22 protein-coding genes are annotated in these 19,753 nt (G+C 72.0%); 9 read left to right on the top strand and 13 right to left on the bottom strand.

All coding sequences use genetic code 11. The annotated features are described in order from the left end of the window. Window positions 1–147: 147 nt before the first annotated feature. Both ACFVXH_RS14425 and ACFVXH_RS14420 read right to left on the bottom strand, forming a co-directional pair. Entirely contained in the window at window positions 148–345 is a 198-nt protein-coding gene (locus ACFVXH_RS14425; protein ID WP_387823277.1) for a DUF397 domain-containing protein, read from the bottom strand. A gap of 13 nt (window positions 346–358) precedes the next feature. Beyond that, window positions 359–1,210 carry a helix-turn-helix domain-containing protein gene (locus ACFVXH_RS14420; protein WP_387823274.1) on the bottom strand — a complete coding sequence of 284 codons (852 nt, stop codon included), beginning with the start codon at window positions 1,208–1,210 and terminating at the stop codon, window positions 359–361. A gap of 189 nt (window positions 1,211–1,399) precedes the next feature. Between ACFVXH_RS14420 and ACFVXH_RS14415 the strand changes: the two genes are divergently transcribed. Further along, complete coding sequence (locus ACFVXH_RS14415) at window positions 1,400–1,744, top strand: hypothetical protein (protein ID WP_387823271.1); 345 nt, start codon at window positions 1,400–1,402, stop codon at window positions 1,742–1,744. 9 nt (window positions 1,745–1,753) lie between these two features. On the opposite strand, the gene ACFVXH_RS14410 is transcribed toward ACFVXH_RS14415, so the two are convergent. Further along, window positions 1,754–2,635: an alpha/beta fold hydrolase gene (locus tag ACFVXH_RS14410; protein ID WP_387823268.1), complete on the bottom strand. Its 882-nt coding sequence runs from the start codon at window positions 2,633–2,635 to the stop codon at window positions 1,754–1,756. Window positions 2,636–2,691: 56 nt separating this feature from the next. On the opposite strand from ACFVXH_RS14410, the gene ACFVXH_RS14405 reads away from it, so the two are divergent. The 3 genes from ACFVXH_RS14405 to ACFVXH_RS14395 all read left to right on the top strand — a co-directional run bounded on the left by ACFVXH_RS14405 (window position 2,692) and on the right by ACFVXH_RS14395 (window position 4,310). Continuing rightward, on the top strand, window positions 2,692–3,291 hold the full coding sequence (locus ACFVXH_RS14405; RefSeq protein ID WP_387823265.1) for a TetR/AcrR family transcriptional regulator: 600 nt from the start codon (window positions 2,692–2,694) through the stop codon (window positions 3,289–3,291). 55 nt (window positions 3,292–3,346) lie between these two features. Beyond that, a complete protein-coding gene (locus ACFVXH_RS14400) occupies window positions 3,347–3,577 on the top strand; it encodes an e9imm peptide (protein WP_310593110.1) in 231 nt (76 codons plus the stop codon). Window positions 3,578–3,689: 112 nt separating this feature from the next. Then, the gene (locus ACFVXH_RS14395; protein ID WP_387823262.1) at window positions 3,690–4,310 is read left to right on the top strand and encodes a plasmid pRiA4b ORF-3 family protein; all 621 of its coding nucleotides are present in this window, start codon (window positions 3,690–3,692) and stop codon (window positions 4,308–4,310) included. A gap of 104 nt (window positions 4,311–4,414) precedes the next feature. Here ACFVXH_RS14395 and ACFVXH_RS14390 read toward each other — a convergent pair whose 3' ends face one another. Further along, window positions 4,415–4,909, bottom strand: a complete 495-nt coding sequence (locus tag ACFVXH_RS14390; RefSeq protein WP_387823259.1) for a hypothetical protein — start codon at window positions 4,907–4,909, stop codon at window positions 4,415–4,417. Between the two features lie 148 nt (window positions 4,910–5,057). Between ACFVXH_RS14390 and ACFVXH_RS14385 the strand changes: the two genes are divergently transcribed. Both ACFVXH_RS14385 and ACFVXH_RS14380 read left to right on the top strand, forming a co-directional pair. Further along, window positions 5,058–5,423 carry a hypothetical protein gene (locus ACFVXH_RS14385; protein ID WP_387823256.1) on the top strand — a complete coding sequence of 122 codons (366 nt, stop codon included), beginning with the start codon at window positions 5,058–5,060 and terminating at the stop codon, window positions 5,421–5,423. A 172-nt stretch (window positions 5,424–5,595) separates the two neighbouring features. Continuing rightward, complete coding sequence (locus tag ACFVXH_RS14380; protein WP_049650069.1) at window positions 5,596–6,135, top strand: GNAT family N-acetyltransferase; 540 nt, start codon at window positions 5,596–5,598, stop codon at window positions 6,133–6,135. 134 nt (window positions 6,136–6,269) lie between these two features. Here the strand turns inward: ACFVXH_RS14380 and ACFVXH_RS14375 are convergent, their stop codons facing one another. Then, window positions 6,270–7,187, bottom strand: coding sequence for a phosphorothioated DNA-binding restriction endonuclease (locus ACFVXH_RS14375; protein WP_074002505.1), 918 nt, complete (start codon window positions 7,185–7,187; stop codon window positions 6,270–6,272). A 163-nt stretch (window positions 7,188–7,350) separates the two neighbouring features. On the opposite strand from ACFVXH_RS14375, the gene ACFVXH_RS14370 reads away from it, so the two are divergent. Beyond that, complete coding sequence (locus ACFVXH_RS14370) at window positions 7,351–7,779, top strand: DUF5959 family protein (RefSeq protein ID WP_387823251.1); 429 nt, start codon at window positions 7,351–7,353, stop codon at window positions 7,777–7,779. Here the strand turns inward: ACFVXH_RS14370 and ACFVXH_RS14365 are convergent. After that, the gene (locus ACFVXH_RS14365) at window positions 7,771–8,157 is read right to left on the bottom strand and encodes a hypothetical protein (RefSeq protein ID WP_387823248.1); all 387 of its coding nucleotides are present in this window, start codon (window positions 8,155–8,157) and stop codon (window positions 7,771–7,773) included. The genes ACFVXH_RS14370 and ACFVXH_RS14365 overlap by 9 nt on opposite strands. 206 nt (window positions 8,158–8,363) lie before the next feature. Here ACFVXH_RS14365 and ACFVXH_RS14360 point away from each other — a divergent pair, with 206 nt between their 5' ends. After that, window positions 8,364–8,615, top strand: a complete 252-nt coding sequence (locus ACFVXH_RS14360; RefSeq protein ID WP_387823246.1) for a hypothetical protein — start codon at window positions 8,364–8,366, stop codon at window positions 8,613–8,615. Between the two features lie 79 nt (window positions 8,616–8,694). Here the strand turns inward: ACFVXH_RS14360 and ACFVXH_RS14355 are convergent, their stop codons facing one another. From ACFVXH_RS14355 to ACFVXH_RS14345, 3 genes are all read right to left on the bottom strand, one after another. Then, entirely contained in the window at window positions 8,695–9,360 is a 666-nt protein-coding gene (locus ACFVXH_RS14355; protein WP_387823243.1) for a lysophospholipid acyltransferase family protein, read from the bottom strand. Between the two features lie 109 nt (window positions 9,361–9,469). Further along, window positions 9,470–11,071 carry a purple acid phosphatase family protein gene (locus ACFVXH_RS14350; RefSeq protein ID WP_387823240.1) on the bottom strand — a complete coding sequence of 534 codons (1,602 nt, stop codon included), beginning with the start codon at window positions 11,069–11,071 and terminating at the stop codon, window positions 9,470–9,472. 151 nt (window positions 11,072–11,222) lie between these two features. Continuing rightward, window positions 11,223–12,734, bottom strand: a complete 1,512-nt coding sequence (locus ACFVXH_RS14345; RefSeq protein WP_387823237.1) for a purple acid phosphatase family protein — start codon at window positions 12,732–12,734, stop codon at window positions 11,223–11,225. Window positions 12,735–13,308: 574 nt separating this feature from the next. On the opposite strand from ACFVXH_RS14345, the gene ACFVXH_RS14340 reads away from it, so the two are divergent. Further along, window positions 13,309–13,920 (top strand): transglycosylase family protein, encoded by a 612-nt coding sequence (locus ACFVXH_RS14340; RefSeq protein ID WP_387823235.1) that lies wholly within the window; start codon window positions 13,309–13,311, stop codon window positions 13,918–13,920. A 143-nt stretch (window positions 13,921–14,063) separates the two neighbouring features. On the opposite strand, the gene ACFVXH_RS14335 is transcribed toward ACFVXH_RS14340, so the two are convergent. From ACFVXH_RS14335 to ACFVXH_RS14320, 4 genes are all read right to left on the bottom strand, one after another. Next, window positions 14,064–16,085 (bottom strand): amino acid transporter, encoded by a 2,022-nt coding sequence (locus ACFVXH_RS14335; protein ID WP_375877115.1) that lies wholly within the window; start codon window positions 16,083–16,085, stop codon window positions 14,064–14,066. Window positions 16,086–16,334: 249 nt separating this feature from the next. Then, window positions 16,335–17,978 (bottom strand): multicopper oxidase family protein, encoded by a 1,644-nt coding sequence (locus ACFVXH_RS14330; RefSeq protein WP_387823231.1) that lies wholly within the window; start codon window positions 17,976–17,978, stop codon window positions 16,335–16,337. Window positions 17,979–18,124: 146 nt separating this feature from the next. Further along, on the bottom strand, window positions 18,125–18,637 hold the full coding sequence (locus ACFVXH_RS14325) for a hypothetical protein (RefSeq protein ID WP_387823228.1): 513 nt from the start codon (window positions 18,635–18,637) through the stop codon (window positions 18,125–18,127). A 94-nt stretch (window positions 18,638–18,731) separates the two neighbouring features. Continuing rightward, window positions 18,732–19,625 (bottom strand): LysR family transcriptional regulator, encoded by an 894-nt coding sequence (locus ACFVXH_RS14320; protein WP_387823225.1) that lies wholly within the window; start codon window positions 19,623–19,625, stop codon window positions 18,732–18,734. Between the last annotated feature and the right edge of the window lie 128 nt (window positions 19,626–19,753).

Genomic DNA, 19,753 nt, shown 5'->3' with positions numbered 1-19,753 from the left:
CCTCGCCAGCCGGTCCCAACCGCCCCCCACCCGATGGTGTGCGTGAGAAGTCGACCTGGCCGACTTCTCACGCACGCAAGGGGAATGACGCCGGCCCGTGTCCCAGGACACCTGGGGCACGGGCCAGAAGGGTGCACACCGCGCAGATCACGTCGTCAGGTGGTCGAACTCCCCGGCCTTGACGCCGCACAGGAGTGCGCCGAGCGCGCCGGGCGAAGTCGAGAGGACGGTGTCGGGGTCATCGCTCTCACGAATCCGGACAGTGGCGTCGGCAACTGCTGAGACGTAGATGCAGTTGGCGGTGTCGCCGCTGAACGAGGACTTCTGCCAGCTCTGAACGGCCATGGTTCTTCCCGTCTCACATGCTCTGGGCGGTCCGGCGGATCAGGTCGCGGGACGCGTCGGGCTTGAGCGCACTCGCCTCCAGCCGATCCAATACGGCTCGATACTTGATCAGCTGCGGCTCGGTGTCAATGAACTCGAATCGGTCCCCATCGACCTGGACACTGTCCAACCGCGCGACCTCTGCTGCGAAGTACACGATCCCGGCACCGGAACTGGGGTAGCTACCGGTGCCGAACGGGATGACACGAAGATCGATGTGCGGGTGTTCACTCATGGTCAACAGATATTCGAGCTGATCACGGGCAACCTTGCGGCCCCCAAAGCCCATACGCAAGGCCGTCTCATGGACGACGGCCGACAGCGGCATCGGATGGTCGCCGAAGAGCACCGCCTGTCGCTTGATGCGGTGAGATACCAGGTGCTCCACTTCGGGCGGGGACAACGGCGGGACTACGTCCCGGAACAGGGCACGAGCATGTTCAGGGGTCTGGAGAAGACCAGGGATGTGGACCACTGAGACGATCCGCATCGTCTGCGTGTGGTGCTCGAGTTCCGCCAGGTCGAGCGCTCCGGCCGGGAGGATCTCGCGGTACTCCTCCCACCAGCCACGCGTGCGGCCGCCGGTCATGTGCGTCAGTGCCTCGATCAGGGCGTCGTCCGCGCAGCCGTAGAGACGCGCCAGGGTCCGTACGCGGTCCGCGCTCACCGGGTACCCGCCGGATTCGATGTTGCTGATGCGGGACTGCGGGGTGCCGTGCAGTTCCCCGGCTCGTGTGACCGAGAGTCCCGCCTGCTCGCGCAACCGGCGCAGCTCCGCGCCGAGTCGCCGCTGCCGGATGCTCGGCGGAGTCTTGCTGGGCGGCATCCGCTGTCTCCTCGCTCTCGGCCGCCATCGTCGGCGCCCGTCACCCATGGGAGTGGTAGTGATACAGATTCCTCAAAGGCGGTGGACTACATACTACCGACTGGCTACTTTTGACTCTGCGTCATGGATGCCCGCTGCCGGCGGTGACAGCAGCGCGGCGTCCAACTCCCCTACATGTAGGAGACTTCCATGAGCGCTACGCCCTCGCCAAACTCCCGCCCGACCACGCTCCGCCCGCCGGTCGAACCGACCTTCGACCAGGAGCTGTGCGGGCTCGTGCTCGACACCGCACCCCGGCTGTTCGCCGTCGTCCAGGTGTGCGGCAACGACGCTGACGGGTGGGTCGCGGCCTGGGGGCTCGCCGACTCGGACGGCCGGAGCCACGTGATCAGTATCGATGGGCGGACGCGGATGACCCTCCCCTCGCCCGAGCGGGCCGTGCGCCACTTCTCCAGGCGGCCGGGCATCACCGCCCGACTGATCTGGCTCTCCCCGCCGGAGGCCGCCACCGTGAGCCATGCCGCTGCGGCCTGAACCTCCCCCCTACTCCCGCTCGACAAAGGCCAGCAGGCGCTCGTTGACCAGCTCGGGCTGCTCCAGGTTGAGTCCATGCCCGGCACGTTCCAGAATCTCCGCCCGCACGCCGGGGATCAGGCGGGTGACCCGCTCCACCACCTGGCGCGGCCGCAGCAGCGCACTGCGCCTGCCCACCAGGACGAGCACCGGCAACTCGATCGACGCCAACTCCTCGTCCGTGAAGGGCCGGGCCGGCGGGCGGCTGCCCGGCTTGTAGCTCCGCATGGCGAGCATCAGCGGTGCGATCATCTCGCGCGGCGCGCTCAGTGCCGGGTTGGCCAGCAGCCGGCCGACGGCCGGGCGGAGCGGGCGCGGGGCGAGCATGCCGAACAGGCCGCCGACCATGTGGGCGTAGAACCGCGCGGGGACCTTCTCGATCCCGCCCGGGTCGAGCGGCGCGACCGAGGCCAGCCGCTCGGGCGCGTGGATCGCCTGGTTGAGCGCCAGCCAGCCGCCGTACGACACCCCGACCAGGTGGACCCGCTCCAGCCCGAGGCCGGCCAGCACCTCCCCGAGCCAGGCCGCGTTCTCCTCCGACCCGGCTGCGACGGCGCGTTGCACGCTGCGGCCCGGGTCGTCCAGGGTGTCGATCGCGTAGACGGGGTGCCGCTCGCCGAGCGCCGCGATCTGCGGGTACCAGTTGGACGGGTGCCCGGCGTGGCCGTGCAGCAGGACGATCGGCTCGCCGGTCGTCGCGCCGTAGCGGTGGACGTGGACGCTTCCGTACGCGGTCTCGACGTCGAGTTCCCGGCGCGGGCCCGGCCAGAGTTCCATCGCCCGGTCGTACGCCTCAAGGAACTTCGCCCGAGCCGGCTCGCTGACGAAGTGTCCGACGCTGGTCCTGGTCATGATCCCTCCCTGTTTGATGGTATGGTTGTACCACAAAAAGATCCGGAAGGAACCCGATGCCGAAGCTGGTGGATCACGAGGAGCGGCGGGCCCACATCATCGACGCCCTGCTCCGCTCGGCGGCGAACAGCGGCCTGCACTCCGTCACCATGCGGTCGGTGGCCATCGAGGCCGGCGTCTCGGTCCGCCTCGTGCAGTACTACTTCGACACCAAGGAGCAGTTGCTGCTCGCTGCCATGACCCGGCTGACGGCCCGCATGGGCGAACGCGTCCAGCGGCGCGTCCGCGCGAGCGGGGCCACCGACCCGCACGGCATCATCGAAGCCGTCCTGCTCGAAGCCGTCCCCACCGACGAGGAGAGCCGGGCCTTCCACCTCATCCACACCGAGTACGCGGTGCTCTCCGTCACCGATCCGGCCCTCGGCGGGCCCCAGTTCCTCGCCGCGCCCAACGAGATGGAGGCCTTCCTCACCGCCCAGCTGACCGCCGCCCAACAGACCGGAACCGCCGACCCGCAGCTGGACCCCCGCCAGGAGGCCGTCGTCCTCCTCGCCGTCTCCGCCGGCCTCGGCCTCAGCGTCCTCCTCGGCCAGCGAACGGCGGAGGCCGCCACCACCGTCCTGCGCTACCACCTCGGGCGGCTCTTCCCCGGCTAGGAATCTGTCCGGTCGATCACGTGACTCACTAGACTCTCTCCTCATCCTGGAGGGGGTGGCTGAAGCAGTGATGACTCGTGAGTCGGCCCTTGCGATGGTGCAGAAGATCATGGATGGGGACTGCTACAACGACGCCGAGATCGACCGCACGCTGGAGGCACTGGACAGGGGCCTTGGCTGTCCGAGTGGCTACGTCAGCGACTTGATCTACTCGGCCGACGGGCCGGAGCCGACAGCGGCCGAGGTCGTCGAACTGGCCCTGGCCCACCGACCGTTCGCGCTGTGAGAACGACAACCGCTCGGACCTGCTTCAGCCAGTGCAGCGCATTGTCACGCGGGCGGGTGAGCCGACGGCCGACGCCCGTACGGGAACCGGTGCCGCTGGCAGGATGGCGGCCATGTCGAACACCAGGTGCGTGAAGCCGCCCACCCGTTCCCGGACCGCCCCGGGAACGTCCGTCCACACGATCAAGGTCACCCTGTCCGGCTCCAAGCCCCCGATCTGGCGTCGCCTGCAGGTGCCGTCGGGCACGGATCTGCGGCGGCTGCACGACCTGGTCCAGGCCGCGTTCGGCTGGGAGGACTACCACCTGTGGGCCTTCGAGACCGGGCGGGAACGGTACGGCGTCACCGATCGGGACCTGGGGATCCGCGACGCGACGGCGATGCGCCTCGACCAGATCGCCCCCGGCGTCGGCACGCGGTTCCGCTACATCTACGACTTCGGCGACAACTGGGAGCACGACATCCTCGTCGAGGCCGTAGGAGACGCCGAACCCGGTGTCTCCTACCCTCACTGCCTCACCGGCCGACGGGCCGGCCCGCCCGAGGACTGCGGCGGGATCTGGGGATACGAGTACCTCGTCGAGGTTCTCACCGACCCCGGCCACGAAGAACACGAGGAACGACTCGAATGGCTCGGCCTCGACTCGGCCGACCAGTTCGACCCCGCCGCGTTCGACCCAGCCGAGATCAACACCGCCCTGGCCGACTACACGGCCGTACTCATCCACGACTGAAACCGGACCGCGCCCAGCCGATCGCGCCCCCAACCCCGCCGGGGGGGGCGATCAAGACCCTCGCAGGATCAACGCGGTGCTGCACCGGGTCTCGATCGCGGTCGTCAGAAGTAGCCGAAGAAGCGGTCCGACCAGGTGGGCCGCTGGATGTACGAGGGCAGTCGGCTCGGCCCGTCGTAGTCGCTCTCCAGTAGTTCCTCGGCAACCACGACATAGCCGAGTTCGACCAGCGCCCGGTTGACCCTGGCGAGGTCCTCGCCGTCCAGCTTGCCCTCGGTCCGTGCTTCCTCCGTTCCGCTGAAGGCGCCCGGGTTGTCGGCGCAGACCAGCGCCAGTGAGCCGAACTTGCTGACGCAGACGACGATCCGGGTTCCGCAGACGGTCGCGTGCCCGGGAACGACGACGCGTCCGTACTCGCTGGAGTCCTGGGCGTCCTGCTCGGCCGGGCAGGGAGCAGCGAAGTCGCCTTCGAGTCGAGCCACCAGAGCACCGAAGCGAACCGCGGTCCCGCGACGGTCGTAGCGCTGCGGCCACTCCAGCCACGCCGGATCATCGAGCTCGCGCAGCAATGCCGGCAGGTCCGCTTCGCTCTCGGTCATGCGCTCATCCTGGCGTGGCAGCCGCCCGCGGAACAGTCCGGGGCACCGGCACACTCACCGCTCCCCGACCTCACCCGCCCAGGTTCAGTAGCATCAGGGATTCCGATCGTGAAGGAGTGCCGACCGCGTGAGACTCGTCAGCGACCCCGTGTACGGCGAAGTGGATCTGACGGCGTCGGCGGAGGAGCTGAACCGTCTGGCGGACGCGGTGGCCGAGGGCAAGGGGCTTCTCGGCTCTACCCCCTCGCCGGACGCCGACGCCCTGGCGGGGATCGAGGTGAAGGGGACCGCCGGCCCCGGTGTCCTTGTCCATCTGGACCCCGAGCGGCAGTTCCTCGTGATCAGCGGTGACTCCGCCGGCCGGGCGGTACTCGCGGACAACCTGCGCGGCATGGCTTCCGCCGAGGACGGCGGCCACCTCCACATCGACTACTTTCCCGGGCACTTCTACCTTGCCGAGGGTTCCCTGCCGCTGGTGGTCAACAGTCCGCACGGAGGCATGCCGACCCGCTGAACCGGCCGTTGGTTGTCTGTGGTGACCGAGGATCCGATCAGCGGGATGCCCGCCGGGGCGGTGGTCGCTTCGTCAGTCCTGGAGCCGGCCGAGCAGTCCCCTCCTGAGCGGCGGTAGCGGTCCCGGAGAAAATGGATTGCCTTGGGGGCGGCGCTCACGTTGGCTGGGCAGCATGGCTGAACTGCGTACCGATCGCCTCGTGCTCCGTCGATGGCAAGACTCCGACCTTGAACCGTGGGCGGCTATGAATGCCGATCCTGAGGTTCGGGAGCACTTGGGCGACCTGCTCACCCGTGAACGGAGCGATGCCTCCGTGGCGCGCTTCCAGGCCGAGTTCGACCGGCGAGGCTACGGATGGTGGGCGGTTCAAGTGCAGGCCACGGGCGAGTTCATCGGCTTCGCGGGCTTGGACCAGGTGGATGATGACATGCCGTTCACGGGGGTAGAGATCGGTTGGAGGCTCGCTCGCTCGGCCTGGGGCCAGGGTTACGCCACCGAGGCCGCCCTGGCCGGTCTTGCCTTCGGCTTCGAAACGCTTGAACTTCCCGAGATTCTTGCAGTGACGACTGCTACCAACATCCGTTCCCAAGCAGTGATGCGCCGGATCGGCATGACCCGCGACCCGGCTGACGATTTCGACGACCCCACCGCGCCCGAAGGGCCACTGCGCCCGAACGTGCTGTACCGAATCGCGCGTGGTGTGAGGGCCTGACGCGCTCCCTCCTGGTCGGTCAACCTGCGCACGCGGACAGGCTCAGCCACCACAGCCCCAACGGTCGCATCGGACGTCTCCGGACATCCAACCGCTCGAACCGCCGATCCGGCGAACCTTCCCCGTCAGTACAACTAGACCAAGGCCCCCTGCTCCGCGGGCTGGCGCGGGACGCCGTGGAACACCTGGCGCGTGTGCCACTGCCGGTGGCGGTCGGCGACCGGGGGGCGGCCGGGCTGGGGGCCGATGAGCGGGCGGCCGGAGAGTGCGAGCACGTGGCGGCGGCTGGCCTCGCTGCGGCCGACGAAGCGGTCGGAGACCAGGATGCGATGGCCCTCACCGAGGCCCAGCACGCCCTTGTCGAAGAGCTTGTGGTGCAGTGAGCACAGGCACAGGCCGTTGTCGACCTCGTCCGGCCCGTCGTGCGACCACCAGCGCACGTGCGCGGCCTCCAGCCCGACCGGACTCGCCCCGAGGGCGCCGTCGTAGCCGCAGAAGGCGCACTGGAACTCGTAGGCGGTGAGTATCAGTTCACGCATCCGCCGGTCGCGCTGACGCCGGGCCGCGGCCTCGGGCCCGCCCACGGCCCCGGTCTCGGCCCGCTCCAGGTCGAGGCCGACCGCCTCGCAGAGGTCGGCGTGCAGGGACGTCGGGAAGTGGGCGTCCAACAGCACCCGGGCCATCCGACCCAGCAGGGCCGGCTCCTCGCCGAGCGCGGCCCGCAGCGCGGGCGCGAGCCTGCCGGCGGCCCCGCTCGCCCGGAGGACCCCGACCCCGCTGCCGGGGCTCCCCGGCCCCTGGTCGGTGCGGACCTCCCACACCCCGTCGCTGACCAGGTGGTGGAACGGGTAGGCGGGGGTCGTCGGACGCGGCGGGCCGTACTCGACGAGCAGCCGCTTCAGCTCCTCCTCGACCGCGCTGTACCGCAGTTCGCCGCCGGCGTCCCGCTGGTAGCCGCCGAGCGCGTAGAGCAGCAGCAGCGGCTTGTGCGGCGCACGCTCGCCGCCCTTCGTCCAGCGCCTCAGCCGCGCCACCCGATCGAGCCAGTCCATGCCGGCCAGCGTAGTTCGCGGCACGACGAAGGGATCACCCGGGCCGACGGGTCTGCCCCCGGCTCCCCGAGCCGGTCGAGGTCACTCCGGCCGGAATGCGCTGGCCTCGAGCGTGACGGGTGAGCCACGATGCCCTCTCGTGCCGGTTGAAGGAGGGAGAGTCATGGCCGAGGTGGCTCCGATGGATCTTGTCGTTCTCGCTGACGATGAGGGCAACGGCGTCGGGGTCACCGTCCTGGGTCGGCACCCGCGATGGTCCGGCGGGCTTGCCGCCGAGATCGCCGTGGCGACGCCCTTCGTCAGTGGGCGCATCGACCTGGTGCTGTCGGCCTCGAAGTTGGAGGAGTGGGGCCTGGCCCTGGACAGGCTCGATGCCGGCCAGGACATCGAGTGGATGGAGATGGACAACGGACCGTCCGTCTTCATCCAGCTCACCGGTGAGCGCGGGTGCCCCGAGGTGGTTGTCGAGGACGAGTCGGGCTCGATGGTCACCGTGCGGGTTCCGATCGACCTGCCGGAAGGGTGGATCGCGGACCACCGCGAACGCCTCCGGAACCTGCTGGACTCCTGGAGCCCGATCCCGTCAGTGTAGGGATGGCAACGGCCCGGCCTGCTGTCGGCCGGAGGCGAACTGGTCGTACTGGTCGAGGAGTTCGGCCGTCGCGGCTTGGTCCGGCGCGACCTCCAGGGCTGCGACGAGGTGGTGGCGCGGCGGGCGGGGCCGGATCGAAGGATCGGTGGAATTTTTTTTCCGGATCGACCGGATGCCAACCACCCAGCGGCGGCAGGCATTGTCGGCATGCCATCCAAAAGTGCCCACGAGAGCGGCCCGTCCCGCAAAGTTCGGACTTTCGGGCTGGAACGGCGTCGAAATGTGGCGCGCTTCTTTCTGCGGCGATTTCACGAATTCGCAGGTGGAGATGTGTGGTCCGTAGACGAAACCATGGCTCTGACCTGCGGAGATCAGCAATAATTTATATCAATCTGCACTACTCCAACGGCCGGTACAGGACCGTCGCTTCGGAATCAGGAGGCGGTCCACACCCTGCCCGAGCGTGGGTATCCTCGTCACCGGACCCGCAGACGGGCATGAAATGGGCGCCGCCCCCTCGCCGGAACGGCGCCCGTATGCCTCATCGGGTTCGAAATCCGTTATCCGATCCGGAAGGCATTGCCATGCTCTCACAGGAAACACCCGCACCGACCCCGCCCCGGTCCCGGCGACTGCACCTGCGGGTGACCGCCGGCGGTCTCGGCAGCCTGGCGACGACGGTCGACCTGGGCCTCGGGTGGCGTCTCGTCCGGGCCGGGATGGGCGCGCCCCAGGCCGGGGCGATCTGCTTCGGCCTCCTGGCCGTCCCGGTGTTGGTGGCGCTGGCCGCTGTCCTGTGGTCCGCGGACCGGCTGGAGGCCTCTCCCCGGAGCTGACCGAACAGGGATGGTCCGAGCACCCAGTAACGTTACTGGGTGCTCGGACTGCCCTTGCCTGGAGGGGAGTTGTCATGGATCACGTGATCCATGACCTACCCGGCCCGCCGCACCGCCGCTGCGCCGTGCGCCAGGCGGCGGTGACGGCCCGGTGGGCGGCGGCGGTGGCCTCGGGGATGTCGCCGGGCAGGTGGAGCGGGGCGCCGAGGTGGACGTGCAGGGCGGGGCGGCGCAGGGGGGCGGTGGCGAGTCCGGCGAGCTGTTTGGCGGTGCCGCCCGAGCTGAGGCGGCGGGCGCCGCACTGGCCGAGCGGCACCACGGGGGCGCCGGTCGCCGCCGCGAGCCGGGCGAGGCCGGTGCGGAAGGCGCCCGGTTCCGCGTCGCGGGAGTCCCGGTGCTTGGGCAGGCCGCCCTCGCCGTAGATGAGGACGACCCGGCCGGCCGCGAGCGCCGCGGCGGCCGCGTCGAGGGCTTCGGCCGCCCGGGCCGTGCCGCGGTGGACGGGGATGTGCCCGCCGGAGCGCAGCACTCCGCCGAGCACCGGTACCCGCCACAGTCCGGCGGTCGCCATCACCACCGGCTCGGTGCCCAGGCGGCGCAGCGCGGCCAGCACCACGCCGGGGTCGGCGGCCGAGGTGTGGTTGGCCGCGACGACGCTGCCCGGGGCGACCGGGCCGGGTGTCTCGGAGGTGACGGAGAGGCGCCCGAGGACGGGCACCAGGGCGGCGGCGATCCGGCTGAGCATGGCGGGCCCTCCGTGGCCTCCGGCGTCGTGGGACCGCCATCGTCCCGGCACACCGGCCCCGCCCGCCTGAGTAGCGGTACTCAAACGGGACCGGGTGCCGGCCGCCGGGTCAGCCGCGCTGTACGGTGACCCGGTCCACGGCGGTGCCGTCCTCGGTGAGCGAGCGCACCTCCATCCGGGCGGGCCTGCCCGCGACGGCGGGGGTCACGTCGATGGCCACCAGGCAGTAGCCGGTGTACCGGACCCTGGACCAGGTGACCTTGACGGTCTGGTTGTGGCCGCTCCGGTCGGAGACCACCATCGGCACGGGCTTGTCGTTGGCGCTCTCGTGCCCGAGGTAGGTGTCGGCGGCGGGGAAGGAGTAGAGCCCGCCGCCACCGCCGCCCGCGACGACGTAGGTGGTGCCGTCCTTGACCGGGTCGACGGTGTCGCCGGAGGCGACCTTGCGGGTGGGCTTGCCGGCCCGGATGGGGTCGGTCCGCTCGTAGACGTGGTTGTGGCCGCTGAGCACCAGGTCCACCTGGTACTTGTCGAACAGCGGGGCCCAGTCCTGCTGCGCGCCGAGTTCGGCCCCGTTGTCGTGGCAGGTGGAGTACGTGCACTGGTGCAGGTAGACGACGATGAAGTCGATGCCGGTGTCGGCGCGGAGCGCGGCGAGCCGGCTCTCCAGCCACTTCTTCTGCTTGCCCTTGGTGTAGTCGAGGTTGGCGGGGGTGTTGTAGCAGACGTCGTTGCCGTCGAGGCTGATCAGGCCGACGTTCTGGTAGCGCCAGGAGTAGATGCCGGTGGACTGGCTCCAGGCGTTGTCGGGCGTGGTGAAGCGGGCGCGCATGCCGCCGTAGCCGTCGGTCCCGTACCAGGGCTCCATCTCGTGGTTGCCGATCGCCGGCATCCACGGGGTCCGCGCGGCGACGGGTTCGTTCTGTACGAAGAAGGAGTCCCACAGGCGGGCGTCGTACGCGTCGCTGGTCTTGCCGCTGCCGCCGGCGTTGGCGTAGGAGAGGTCGCCCATGTGGAGGTGGAAGGCGGGGTCGAGGCCGGCGATCAGGTTTCCGGTGGCCGCCGCGTTGTACCCGATGCCCTGGTCGCCGAAGGCGGTGAAGGTGAATCCGGCGCCGCGGCCGGGGGCCGGTGCGGTGCGGAAGCTCGCCACGTCGCCGAGCCGGGCGCCCTGGCCGGCCGGGTCGTAGCCCTGGTGGCCGACCACGTAGTAGTAGGTGGTGTCCGGGATCAGCTGGTCCAGCCGCGCGTGCAGGTAGTACTGGGTGACGGTGGTGGGCTTGACGAGGGGCTGGTCCTCGACCGGCTTCTGCCAGGAGAGCTTGCTGACCAGGGTGCGGACCTCGGCGGCGATCGGGGCGCCGTAGTCGCCGGGCTGGACGCCGATGCGGACGAACGGCGCGGTCACCGCGTCCGGCACCTGCCAGGAGACGACGACCTGCTGGGACGGGTCGGCCCCGTAGGCGAGGTGCCGGCCGAAGGGCCGCAGCGCGGACCCGGCGGTCCGCTCGCCCCGGGGCGCGGGGACGGTCGGGGCGGCGGGGGAGGTCGGGGTGACGGGGAGGGTCGGGGTGGCGAGGGCGGTCGGGCGCGGGGCCGCCAGGGCGGTGCCCGGCAGCAGCAGGCCGCCGGCCGCGAGGGCCGCTCCGCCCGCCGCGCCGGCTCGGAGGAGGTCGCGCCGGGAGTGCCGTGGGGTCTCGGTCTCGGACATGACATCAAGTTAGGAAACTTCCCTAACCTTTGACAAGAGGTCCGGCATCACCGGACGTGTTTTCGATTCCCTTTCACGGTAGGCGAGTTGGTACGACAGCGAGGACCCGCCGCGCACCGGGCGGCGCGGCGGGCCCTCGACGACGGGTGCGCTACCGGCGGGCGCCGGCGACCGACCGGCCCTGCGAGCCCTCGCCCTGGGAGTCCTCACCCTGGTCGTCGTCGCCCCAGCCGTCACTGCGGTCGCGGTACAGGGTGAAGCGGTCGTACAGCACCGGCGTCGGGAGCGGGGCGGCGGCGGTGGCCGGGACAGAGTGGTAGTAGCTGACGGTGATGGCGGTCCGGCCGCCGGGCACCGTCCCCGGGTCGACGTCGAAGACCGCGACGCCGTAGGGGTAGCGGGTGTCCGGGTCGGTGACGGCGGACCAGTGGGCCTTCTCCTTGGCGTCCGGGTCGGCCTTGTAGGTGAGGCGCTGGGTGCGGACGGAGGCCTCGCGGACGCCGTCGGCGTCGGCGGGCAGGTAGACGTCGTCGTGCCCGGCGGTGCCGCCGCCGCCCAGGATCAGGTGGACGGTGCCCTGCGAGGTGTCGATCTGCCGCAGGTCGTCGTCGGCGACGGCCGGGGTGAGCAGGCCGCCGGGGGCGGTGCCGCGCACCGGGTGGGTGCGCTCGTAGTCGTGGTCGTGGCCGGCCAGCACGAGGTCGACGCTGTGGCGGTCGAGCAGCGGCAGCAGCTTCTCCCGGATGCCCATGTCGCCGCCGTGGCTCTGGGCGGAGGAGGACATCGCGAACTGGTGCAGGTAGACCACGATCCAGTCCACCGAGCTGCCGCCGCGCGCCCGCGACAACAGCCGGTCCAGCCAGCGGAGTTGGGCGCCATCGCTGTACCCGCTGATGTAGATCGACTGCCCGGTGGCCGGGTCGATGCTGGCGTCGTCCTCGACCGCGATCTCGTTGCCGTCCAGGCTGACGAAGAGCACCGAGCCGATCTGGAAGCCGTACCAGGTGCCGCAGTGGTCACGCGTGCCGTTGTCCGGCAGCTCGAAGCGGGTCAGGTAGGAGGCGTAGCCGAGCTCCCCGCCACCCGCCTCGACCTCGTGGTTCCCGGGTGTGGGCATCCACGGGCGGCGGGCGGCCGATCCGGCCATGTTGTTCATGAACGCGTTCCAGGCCTGCGGCTGGCGCTGCGGGTTGTTGTTGGCGTACGCGAGGTCGCCGTTGAGCAGGTGGAACAGCGGGTCGAAACCCTCGACCTGACGGACCGCCGCCGCGCCGTGGATGGAGGACTTGCTGAACACGTTGTCGCCGGTGCCGAGGTCGCCGAAGCTGGTGAAGCGGAACGCGGCCCGGCCGGGCGCGGGGGCGGTGCGGAAGGTGCCGCGGACCGGCGGGGCGCCGTCGTGCAGCACCTCGTAGACGTACGTCGTGTCGGGCCGCAGGCCGTCCAGGCGGGCGTGGTGGGTGAAGGTCTCGACCTTGTTGAGGCCGTCCACGTAGCTGCGGCTGCGCGCGTGCACCGTCCGGCCGGCGCCTTCGCGCGGGGTGCCGATCCGCACCCGGGGACGGTTCACGGACGCCGCCGTCGCCCAGGAGACCGTCATCTCGCGGGAGGGCTCGTCGCCCCACTGGAGGTGGAGCTGCTCCGGACCGGGCGTGCCGGCCACCGCCGGCTGGGTCCACAGCAGGGTGGACGCGGGCAGTGCGGCGAGCGCACCGGCCGCCGCACCGGTGCGAAGGACCGTCCTTCGAGACGTACGGGATGTGCGGGAAGTACGAGAGGGTTGTGCCGCCACTGCCGCCTCCTGGGCTCGGGGAAACGCCGAGGAGGCTCCCAGCCGCACCGCACGGCCGGGTCACGCCCAGCCGTGCGGACGGCGAACGGCAGCCGAACGGCGGGTGGCCGGGAACCCTCGGTGCACGACCTTGTCCCCGGTCGGCCGGGCGGCGCGGGAGCCCCGAGGTCGCGGCGCGCGGGCCGGGGCCGCGACGACGGCTGCCGGCGCCGGAAGCGGGCGGCAGGCGCACCAGCGGCGAGGTGACGAGGCACCAAAGCGACGAAACGGCAAGGCGACGAGGAGTACGGCCGGTCGGCCGCCGACCACCGGGGTGGCCCCGGGCCGCCGCGCGGGTGACCCGTCGGACGTGTCGTCCACGGAACGCACCGTCCGGCGTGCATGGGTGGGAGTGCGCCGCCCCCGTGGACGGCGCCGGTCTTGTCCCCGAGTCTGAGAGCCGCCCATGCCTCCCACCGTTCGCCTGCGCCGCATCGTCCCGACCGCGCTCTGCGCCCTCACCGTGGCCCTCGCCGCCCCCGCGGCCCACGCCGCGCCGCCAGGCCGCGACAGCCGGTCCGACCCCGGGAGGGAGGGCGGCGGCTCGTACGACTGGGACCGCGTGGCGGCCTGCGAGAGCAGCGGAAACTGGCGCATCAACAGCGGCAACGGCTACTACGGCGGCCTCCAGTTCGACCAGCCCACCTGGCGGGAGAACGGCGGCCTCGGCTACGCCCCGCGCGCCGACCTCGCCAGCCGCGAGCAGCAGATCGCCGTCGCCCAGCTCCTGGCCGAACGTCGCGGCCTCTCCCCCTGGCCCGTGTGCGGCGCCCGCGCCACCCACGGCCAGGGCCGCGACAACGCCCCGCCGCCCCCGGCCCACACCCACACCCACGCCGCCCCGGTCGAGTCCGAGGACGGCACCTGGACGGTCCGCGAGAACGACACCCTCGCCGACCTCGCCGAGTCCCTGCGCGTCCCCGGCGGCTGGCCGGCGCTCTACGAGCTCAACCGCGACGCGGTCGGCGAGGACCCGGACCTCATCCATCCCGGACTGGTCCTCGAACTCCCCTCCTAGGACCGGTCGAACCCGACCGCCGCCCGCGCCCGCCCAGGCGCGGGCGGCGGTCCGTCGTTCCGCCCCGGACACGCCGCCGGCCCGTCCGCTCACCAGGAGCGGACGGACCGGGGCGTTACGGGCTTTGCAGCAGAAGCAGGCCGTCAGCCGACGTGGACGCGCGGGCGGCGCGAGCGGTCCGGCTCGGCCTCGCGCAGCACCTCGCGGGTGACGGGGGCGACCTCGCCCTGTCCGAACAGGAAGAACCGCAGGAACTGGGCGAAGGGGCTGCCCTCGGTCCACTCGAAGTAGAGGTGCGGCTGCTGCCCGGTGCGGTCCCGGATGTTGAGCGCCAGCGCGGCGAGCGCGTTCGGGATGCTGGAGCTCTCCAGGGTGAGCACCCGGTAGCGGCCGTGCAGCACCTCGCCGCGCACGGTCAGCGCGGCCTCGAAGTCGGAGGCGTCGCGGACGGTCACCTCGACGAAGACCAGGTCGTCCTCGCCGGGGATGTCGTTGTCGGCGCGGATCTGGTGGATCTTGTCGCGGTACTCGGCGAGGTCCCGGCTGTTCGGCTCGTTGGCGATCAGCCGCAGCGGCCGGTGGGCGTAGTCCCTGATGAAACGTTCCGCCACGTCGTCCAGGGCCACGCTGGTGACACGCAGCTCGAAGGCGCGGCGCAGCCGGGAGAGCAGCGAGACCAGGACGATCCCGGCGATGAAGCAGGCGCCGATCTTCAGGCCGTCCGGCCGCTCCAGGCAGTTCAGCACGGTGGTGTAGAGGAAGATCGCCGCGATGACCGCGAAGGCGACCGTCCAGCCGCGCTCGCGCTTCTTGTGCGCGGCGATGGTCACCGCGATGGCGGCGGAGCTGATCAGCACCAGCACGCCGGTCGCGTACGCGCCGCCCTGGGCGTCCACGTCGGCGTCGAAGATCCAGGTGACCAGGAAGCCGATCAGGGTCAGCACGATCACCATCGGCCGCACCGCGCGGGCCCAGTGCGGGGCCATGCCGTAGCGCGGCAGGTAGCGGGGCAGCAGGTTGAGCATGCCCGCCATGGCGGAGGCGCCGGCGAACCAGAGGATCGCGATGGTGGAGAGGTCGTAGACGCTGCCGAAGGCGCCGCCGAGGTACTCGTGGGCCAGGTACGCCAGGGCGCGGCCGTTGGCGTCGCCGCCGGCCTTGAACTGGTCGGCCGGGATGAGCAGCGTGGTGATGAAGCTGGTGGCGATCAGGAAGCAGCTCATGATCACGGCGGCGGTGGTCAGCAGCTTGCGGGTGCCGCGGATCCGGCCGGCCGGGTTCGCCTCGGTGTCGTCGGGGTCGCCCTTGATGTGCGGCATCACGGCGACGCCGGTCTCGAAGCCGGACAGGCCGAGCGCCAGCTTCGGGAAGGTCACCAGGGCCACGCCGACCATGACGATCGGGTTGCCGTGCTGGGCGGTCAGCGCGTCCGTCCAGTCGGTGACCACGTGCGGCGCCGAGACGATCTTCCAGAGGCCGACGGCCACCACGACCACGTTCAGCACCAGGTACGTCCCGACCAGGAACACCGCCAGGCCGATCGCCTCGCTGAAGCCCTTCAGGAAGACCGCGCCGAGCAGGGCCACCAGGACCAGCGTGATCACCACCTGCTTGCCGCCGAGGAAGCCGGTCAGGTGCGGGTTCTCCACCAGGTGCGCGCTCGCGTCGGCGGCGGACAGCGTGATGGTGATCAGGAAGTCCGTCGCCGCGAAGCCGAGCAGCGCGAGGACGAACAGCTTGCCCTTCCAGAACGACAGCAGCCGCTCCAGCATCGCGATCGAGCCCTCGCCGCGCGGGCTCTCCTTGGCCACCCGCCGGTAGACCGGCAGCGCGCCCAGCAGGGTGACCACCACCAGCACGATGGTGGCGATCGGCGACAGCACGCCCGCGGCCAGGGCGGCGATGCCCGGCTGGTAGCCGAGCGTCGAGAAGTAGTCCAGGCCGGTCAGGCACATCACCCGCCACCAGCGCTGGCCGGCGGGCGTGCCGTGCGCGGCGGAGTCCCCCGCCGCCGCGCCCCCGGTCGGCGCCTCCGGGGCGCCCTCGTCGGCGGACTGCCGCGCGGGCTTCTCCGCGGTCACGTCCTCCAGCAGCCAGCTGCGGAGGCGTATTCGCGCCGACGGCGCGTCCGACTCCGCCGTCTCCGTCGAACCCGACGAAACCACCTTGCACCTCTTGTTTAAAGACCCCGTAAAAACGCCGTCGGGCGACGGCAGTGCGTCAGGCTATGCGACCGGCGTTAAGGATCCGCTACCGGGCCGCGTTAAGAAATCGTCATGACGCCGCAGGTCGGTGCCGGTGGCACGCCGGAGTGCGCCGGGTGCCGGAGACGGCGGGCCCCCGAACCGCCGGAGCGGTTCGGGGGCCTTTCGGGGTGGAACCCGGGCACTTTCGCGCGGGGGGGGAGTCCGCGATCAGGCCCGGTAGCCGAGGACGGTCATCATGCCCGTCTCCCCGTGGTAGACGTTGTGGCAGTGCACCATCCACAGGCCCGGGTTGTCGGCGTCGAAGTCGACGGCCAGGGTCGTGCCCGGCAGCACCACCGCGGTGTCCTTGCGCGGGCCGTCCCCGGGCAGCGCGAAACTGTGACCGTGCAGGTGGACGGGGTGCCACATGGCGGTGCTGTTGCGGAACTCCAGCCGCACCCGCTCGCCCGCCGCCACCGGGTAGCGCTGCGCCGGGTCGTACCGGCGGCCGTTGAACGCCCAGTCGGCCTTCGCCATCCCGCCGGTGAGCTCCAGCCTCACCGTGCGGTCCGGCGTCTTGGCCGGCAGCCGGACGTCCGGGGCGGCCCTGAGCTGCCCCGCGGTGACCAGCCGGCCGTCCAGCTCGGCCGGGCGGACGGCGGCGTCGGGCGCGGCGCCGCCGCCGGTGCGCAGCACGGCCAGGGCGGTGGCGTTCTTGCCCTCGGCCAGCGCGGTCAGCGGGAAGGCGCCGTCCTTGGCGGTCACCAGCACGTCGTAGCGCTCGCCCATGCCGAGCAGCAGCGCCTGGGTGGTGGCCGGTTCGACCGGGAAGCCGTCGGTGTGGGTGACGGTCAGCTCGTGGCCGCCGAGGGCGACCCGGTAGGCGGTGTCGCCGCCCGCGTTGACCAGCCGGATCCGGATCCGGTCGCCGGGCTTGGCGGTGAAGGTCTCGGGCGCGGTCGCGAGCCGGCCGTTGACCAGGTGGAACGGGTACGCGACGTCACCGGCGTCGCCTCCCAGCAGCGGGCTCTGAGCGCCCATCAGCATCCGGGACGGGCCGGCGGCGTTCGGGGTGCCGCCCGGGGCGCTGCCCGTCCCAGTCATCCCCGCCATGTCGTGGCCCGGCATCCCCGTCATCCCCGGCATGTCGTGGCCGGAGCCGCCCGAGTGGTCCATCCCGCCCATGCCCCGGGCGAGTTCGGCGAGGACGGCGTCCGGGGTGCTGCCGTCGACGCCGTCCACCCAGTCGTCCAGGACCACGACCCACTCCTTGTCGTAGGCCAGCGGCTCCCTGGGGTCCTCGACGATCAGCGGGGCGTACAGGCCGCGGTCCTGTTGGACGCCGGAGTGCGGGTGGAACCAGTACGTGCCCGGGTGGGCGAGCGCGAAGCGATACTCGAAGGAGGCGCCGGGCCGGACGTCGGCCTGGGTCACGCCCGGCACGCCGTCCATGTCGTTGCGCAGCGCGAGGCCGTGCCAGTGCAGCGTGGTGGGCTGCGGCAGGTGGTTGGCGAGGGTGACGGCGAGCGTGTCGCCGAGGGTGGCGCGCACCTCCTGGCCGGGCAGGCGGTCGCCGTACGCCCAGCTGCGGACGGTGCGGCCGCCGAGGTCCAGGGTGGTCTCGGTGGCGGTGAGCGCGACCTTCCGCTCCGGGCCGGGGTTGCGCCGGGCCTCGGCGGCGGCGACCTCGGGGCCGTTCGGGGCGAGGTAGCCGGCCGGGGCGGCGGCTCCGGTCGTGCCGCTCGTGGGGCCGTGGTTCATGGACCCGTGGTCCATGCCCTTCATGGAGCCGGAGGAGCAGGCGGTGAGCAGGCCGGTCCCGGCGGCGGCGAGCGCGGCGCCGAGGACGGTACGGCGGGTGGGTGTGCGCATGGCGGAGTGCACCTCGTGCGGTGTGTGGGTGTGCAGGACGTCGCGTCGGCCGTTCCGTGCGCGGGCGCTGCGGGGCGCGAGCGGGCGCGTGGACGTGCGCGCGGGCGCTCCAGAGCGGGCGCGGGCACGGGACGGCGGGCGCGCGCCTACTGGCGCAGCACCGAAAGCCGGGTGAGGAGTATCCGCCCGCCCCCGGGCGGGGGCAGCGCGCGGACGGCCCGCAGCAGTCGGGCCCGTACCTCGGCGGCGGCGTCGCCGCTGCGGCGCAGCAGCGGGCCGGCGAGGAGCAGCACCAGGGTCCAGCCGGCCAGGACGGCGAGGCAGACCGCCATCGGGTCCATGCCGCCGGCGATGGTCGGGTCGACGGCGGAGGCGGCCAAGATGGCGGGGTCGACGGCGGAGGCGGCCTCCATGGGCGCGGCGGCCGGGCCGTGGTGGACGGCGGCCGCGGGGTGCGCCGGGTGCACGGCCGAGGCATGCGTCCCCGCTCCCTCGTGCCCGCCGGAACCACCGTGTCCGCCGTACCCGCCGGAACCACCGTGCCCGCCGCCCGGATGGCCGAGCGTGTGCATCGTCACGATGCCGAACAGCAGCGCGGCGAGCAGCAGCAGGCGCGGCGCCCACGGCACCGGCGGACCGAACGGCCGTGACCGCACCATCCTCCGCCTCCTGTCCCCAGCCGCCGCCATGTACCCCGGCAGGGTATCCCGACAACACACCGCGGACCGAGCCGGGGCGCACCCCCGCAGGGGGCTACTCCCGCCCCAGCACCGCGGCCGCCACGTGCTCGCGGAACCAGCGGTGCCCCGGATCGGCCGAGTTGCGCGGGTGCCAGGCCATCCCCAGCTCCAGCGGGGCGAGTTCCAGCGGGATCGGGAAGGTGCGCAGGCCCAGCGCGGCGACGGTGTCCGGCAGCCAGTCCTCGGGGACGAGGGTGACCAGGTCGCTGTCCCGGGCGAGCAGCATCGCGCCGGTGTGGCTGGGCACGATGACCGCCACCCGGCGCCGAAGCCCGAGGTCGGCGAGCCCGGCGTCGATCGGGCCGAGCCGTTTGCCGCGCCGGGAGACGCCGATGTGGTCGGCGGCGGTGAACCGGCGGGCGGTGATCCGGCGGCCGTCGAACAGCGGATGGCCCGCCCGGGCGAGGCCGACCAGGGGAACGCGGAGGAGGTGCCGGGTGCGGACCTCCGTGTCCAGGTGGCCGAGCACGCCCAGTTCGACGTCCACCAGCCCCTGCCGCAGCGCCGGCCCGTCCTCCAGCGCCTCCGGCAGGAAGACCACGTCCACCCGCGGGGCCTCCGCCCGGACCCGCTCGACGAGGGCGCCCGCCGTCCGTACCAGCATCAGTTCACCGGCCTGCAGCGTGAAGGTCCGGTCGAGGTGGACGGGGTCGAAGCCGGCGCCGGGGCGCAGCACGCTGTCGCAGCCGCGCAGCAACGCGCCGACCTCCTCCCGCAGTTCGAGTGCCCGCGGGGTCGGGACGAGGCCCTGCCCGGCGCGCACCAGCAGCGGGTCCTCGACGGCGCGGCGCAGCCGGGCCAGCATCCGGCTGACGGCCGCCGGCGAGGTGCCGAGCCGCTCGGCGGCGCGGGTCACGCTGTTCTCCTGGAGCAGGGCGTCCAGCGCCCGCAGCAGGTTGAGATCCATCGGCCGTCCGCTCCTGACCTGGGTCTTTGCATTCCGGGCAACTATCCGATGCCGATCCTTGCATGGCTCCCGCCGCGGCTGCCGACGACAGTGGAAACGACCGCGAAACCGCGAGACCGCGAAGCCCT

It is taken from the genome of Kitasatospora sp. NPDC058184 (genome assembly GCF_042883725.1).
Lineage (GTDB): Bacteria > Actinomycetota > Actinomycetes > Streptomycetales > Streptomycetaceae > Kitasatospora.
This window is presented reverse-complemented; position numbering and strand designations above follow the sequence as displayed.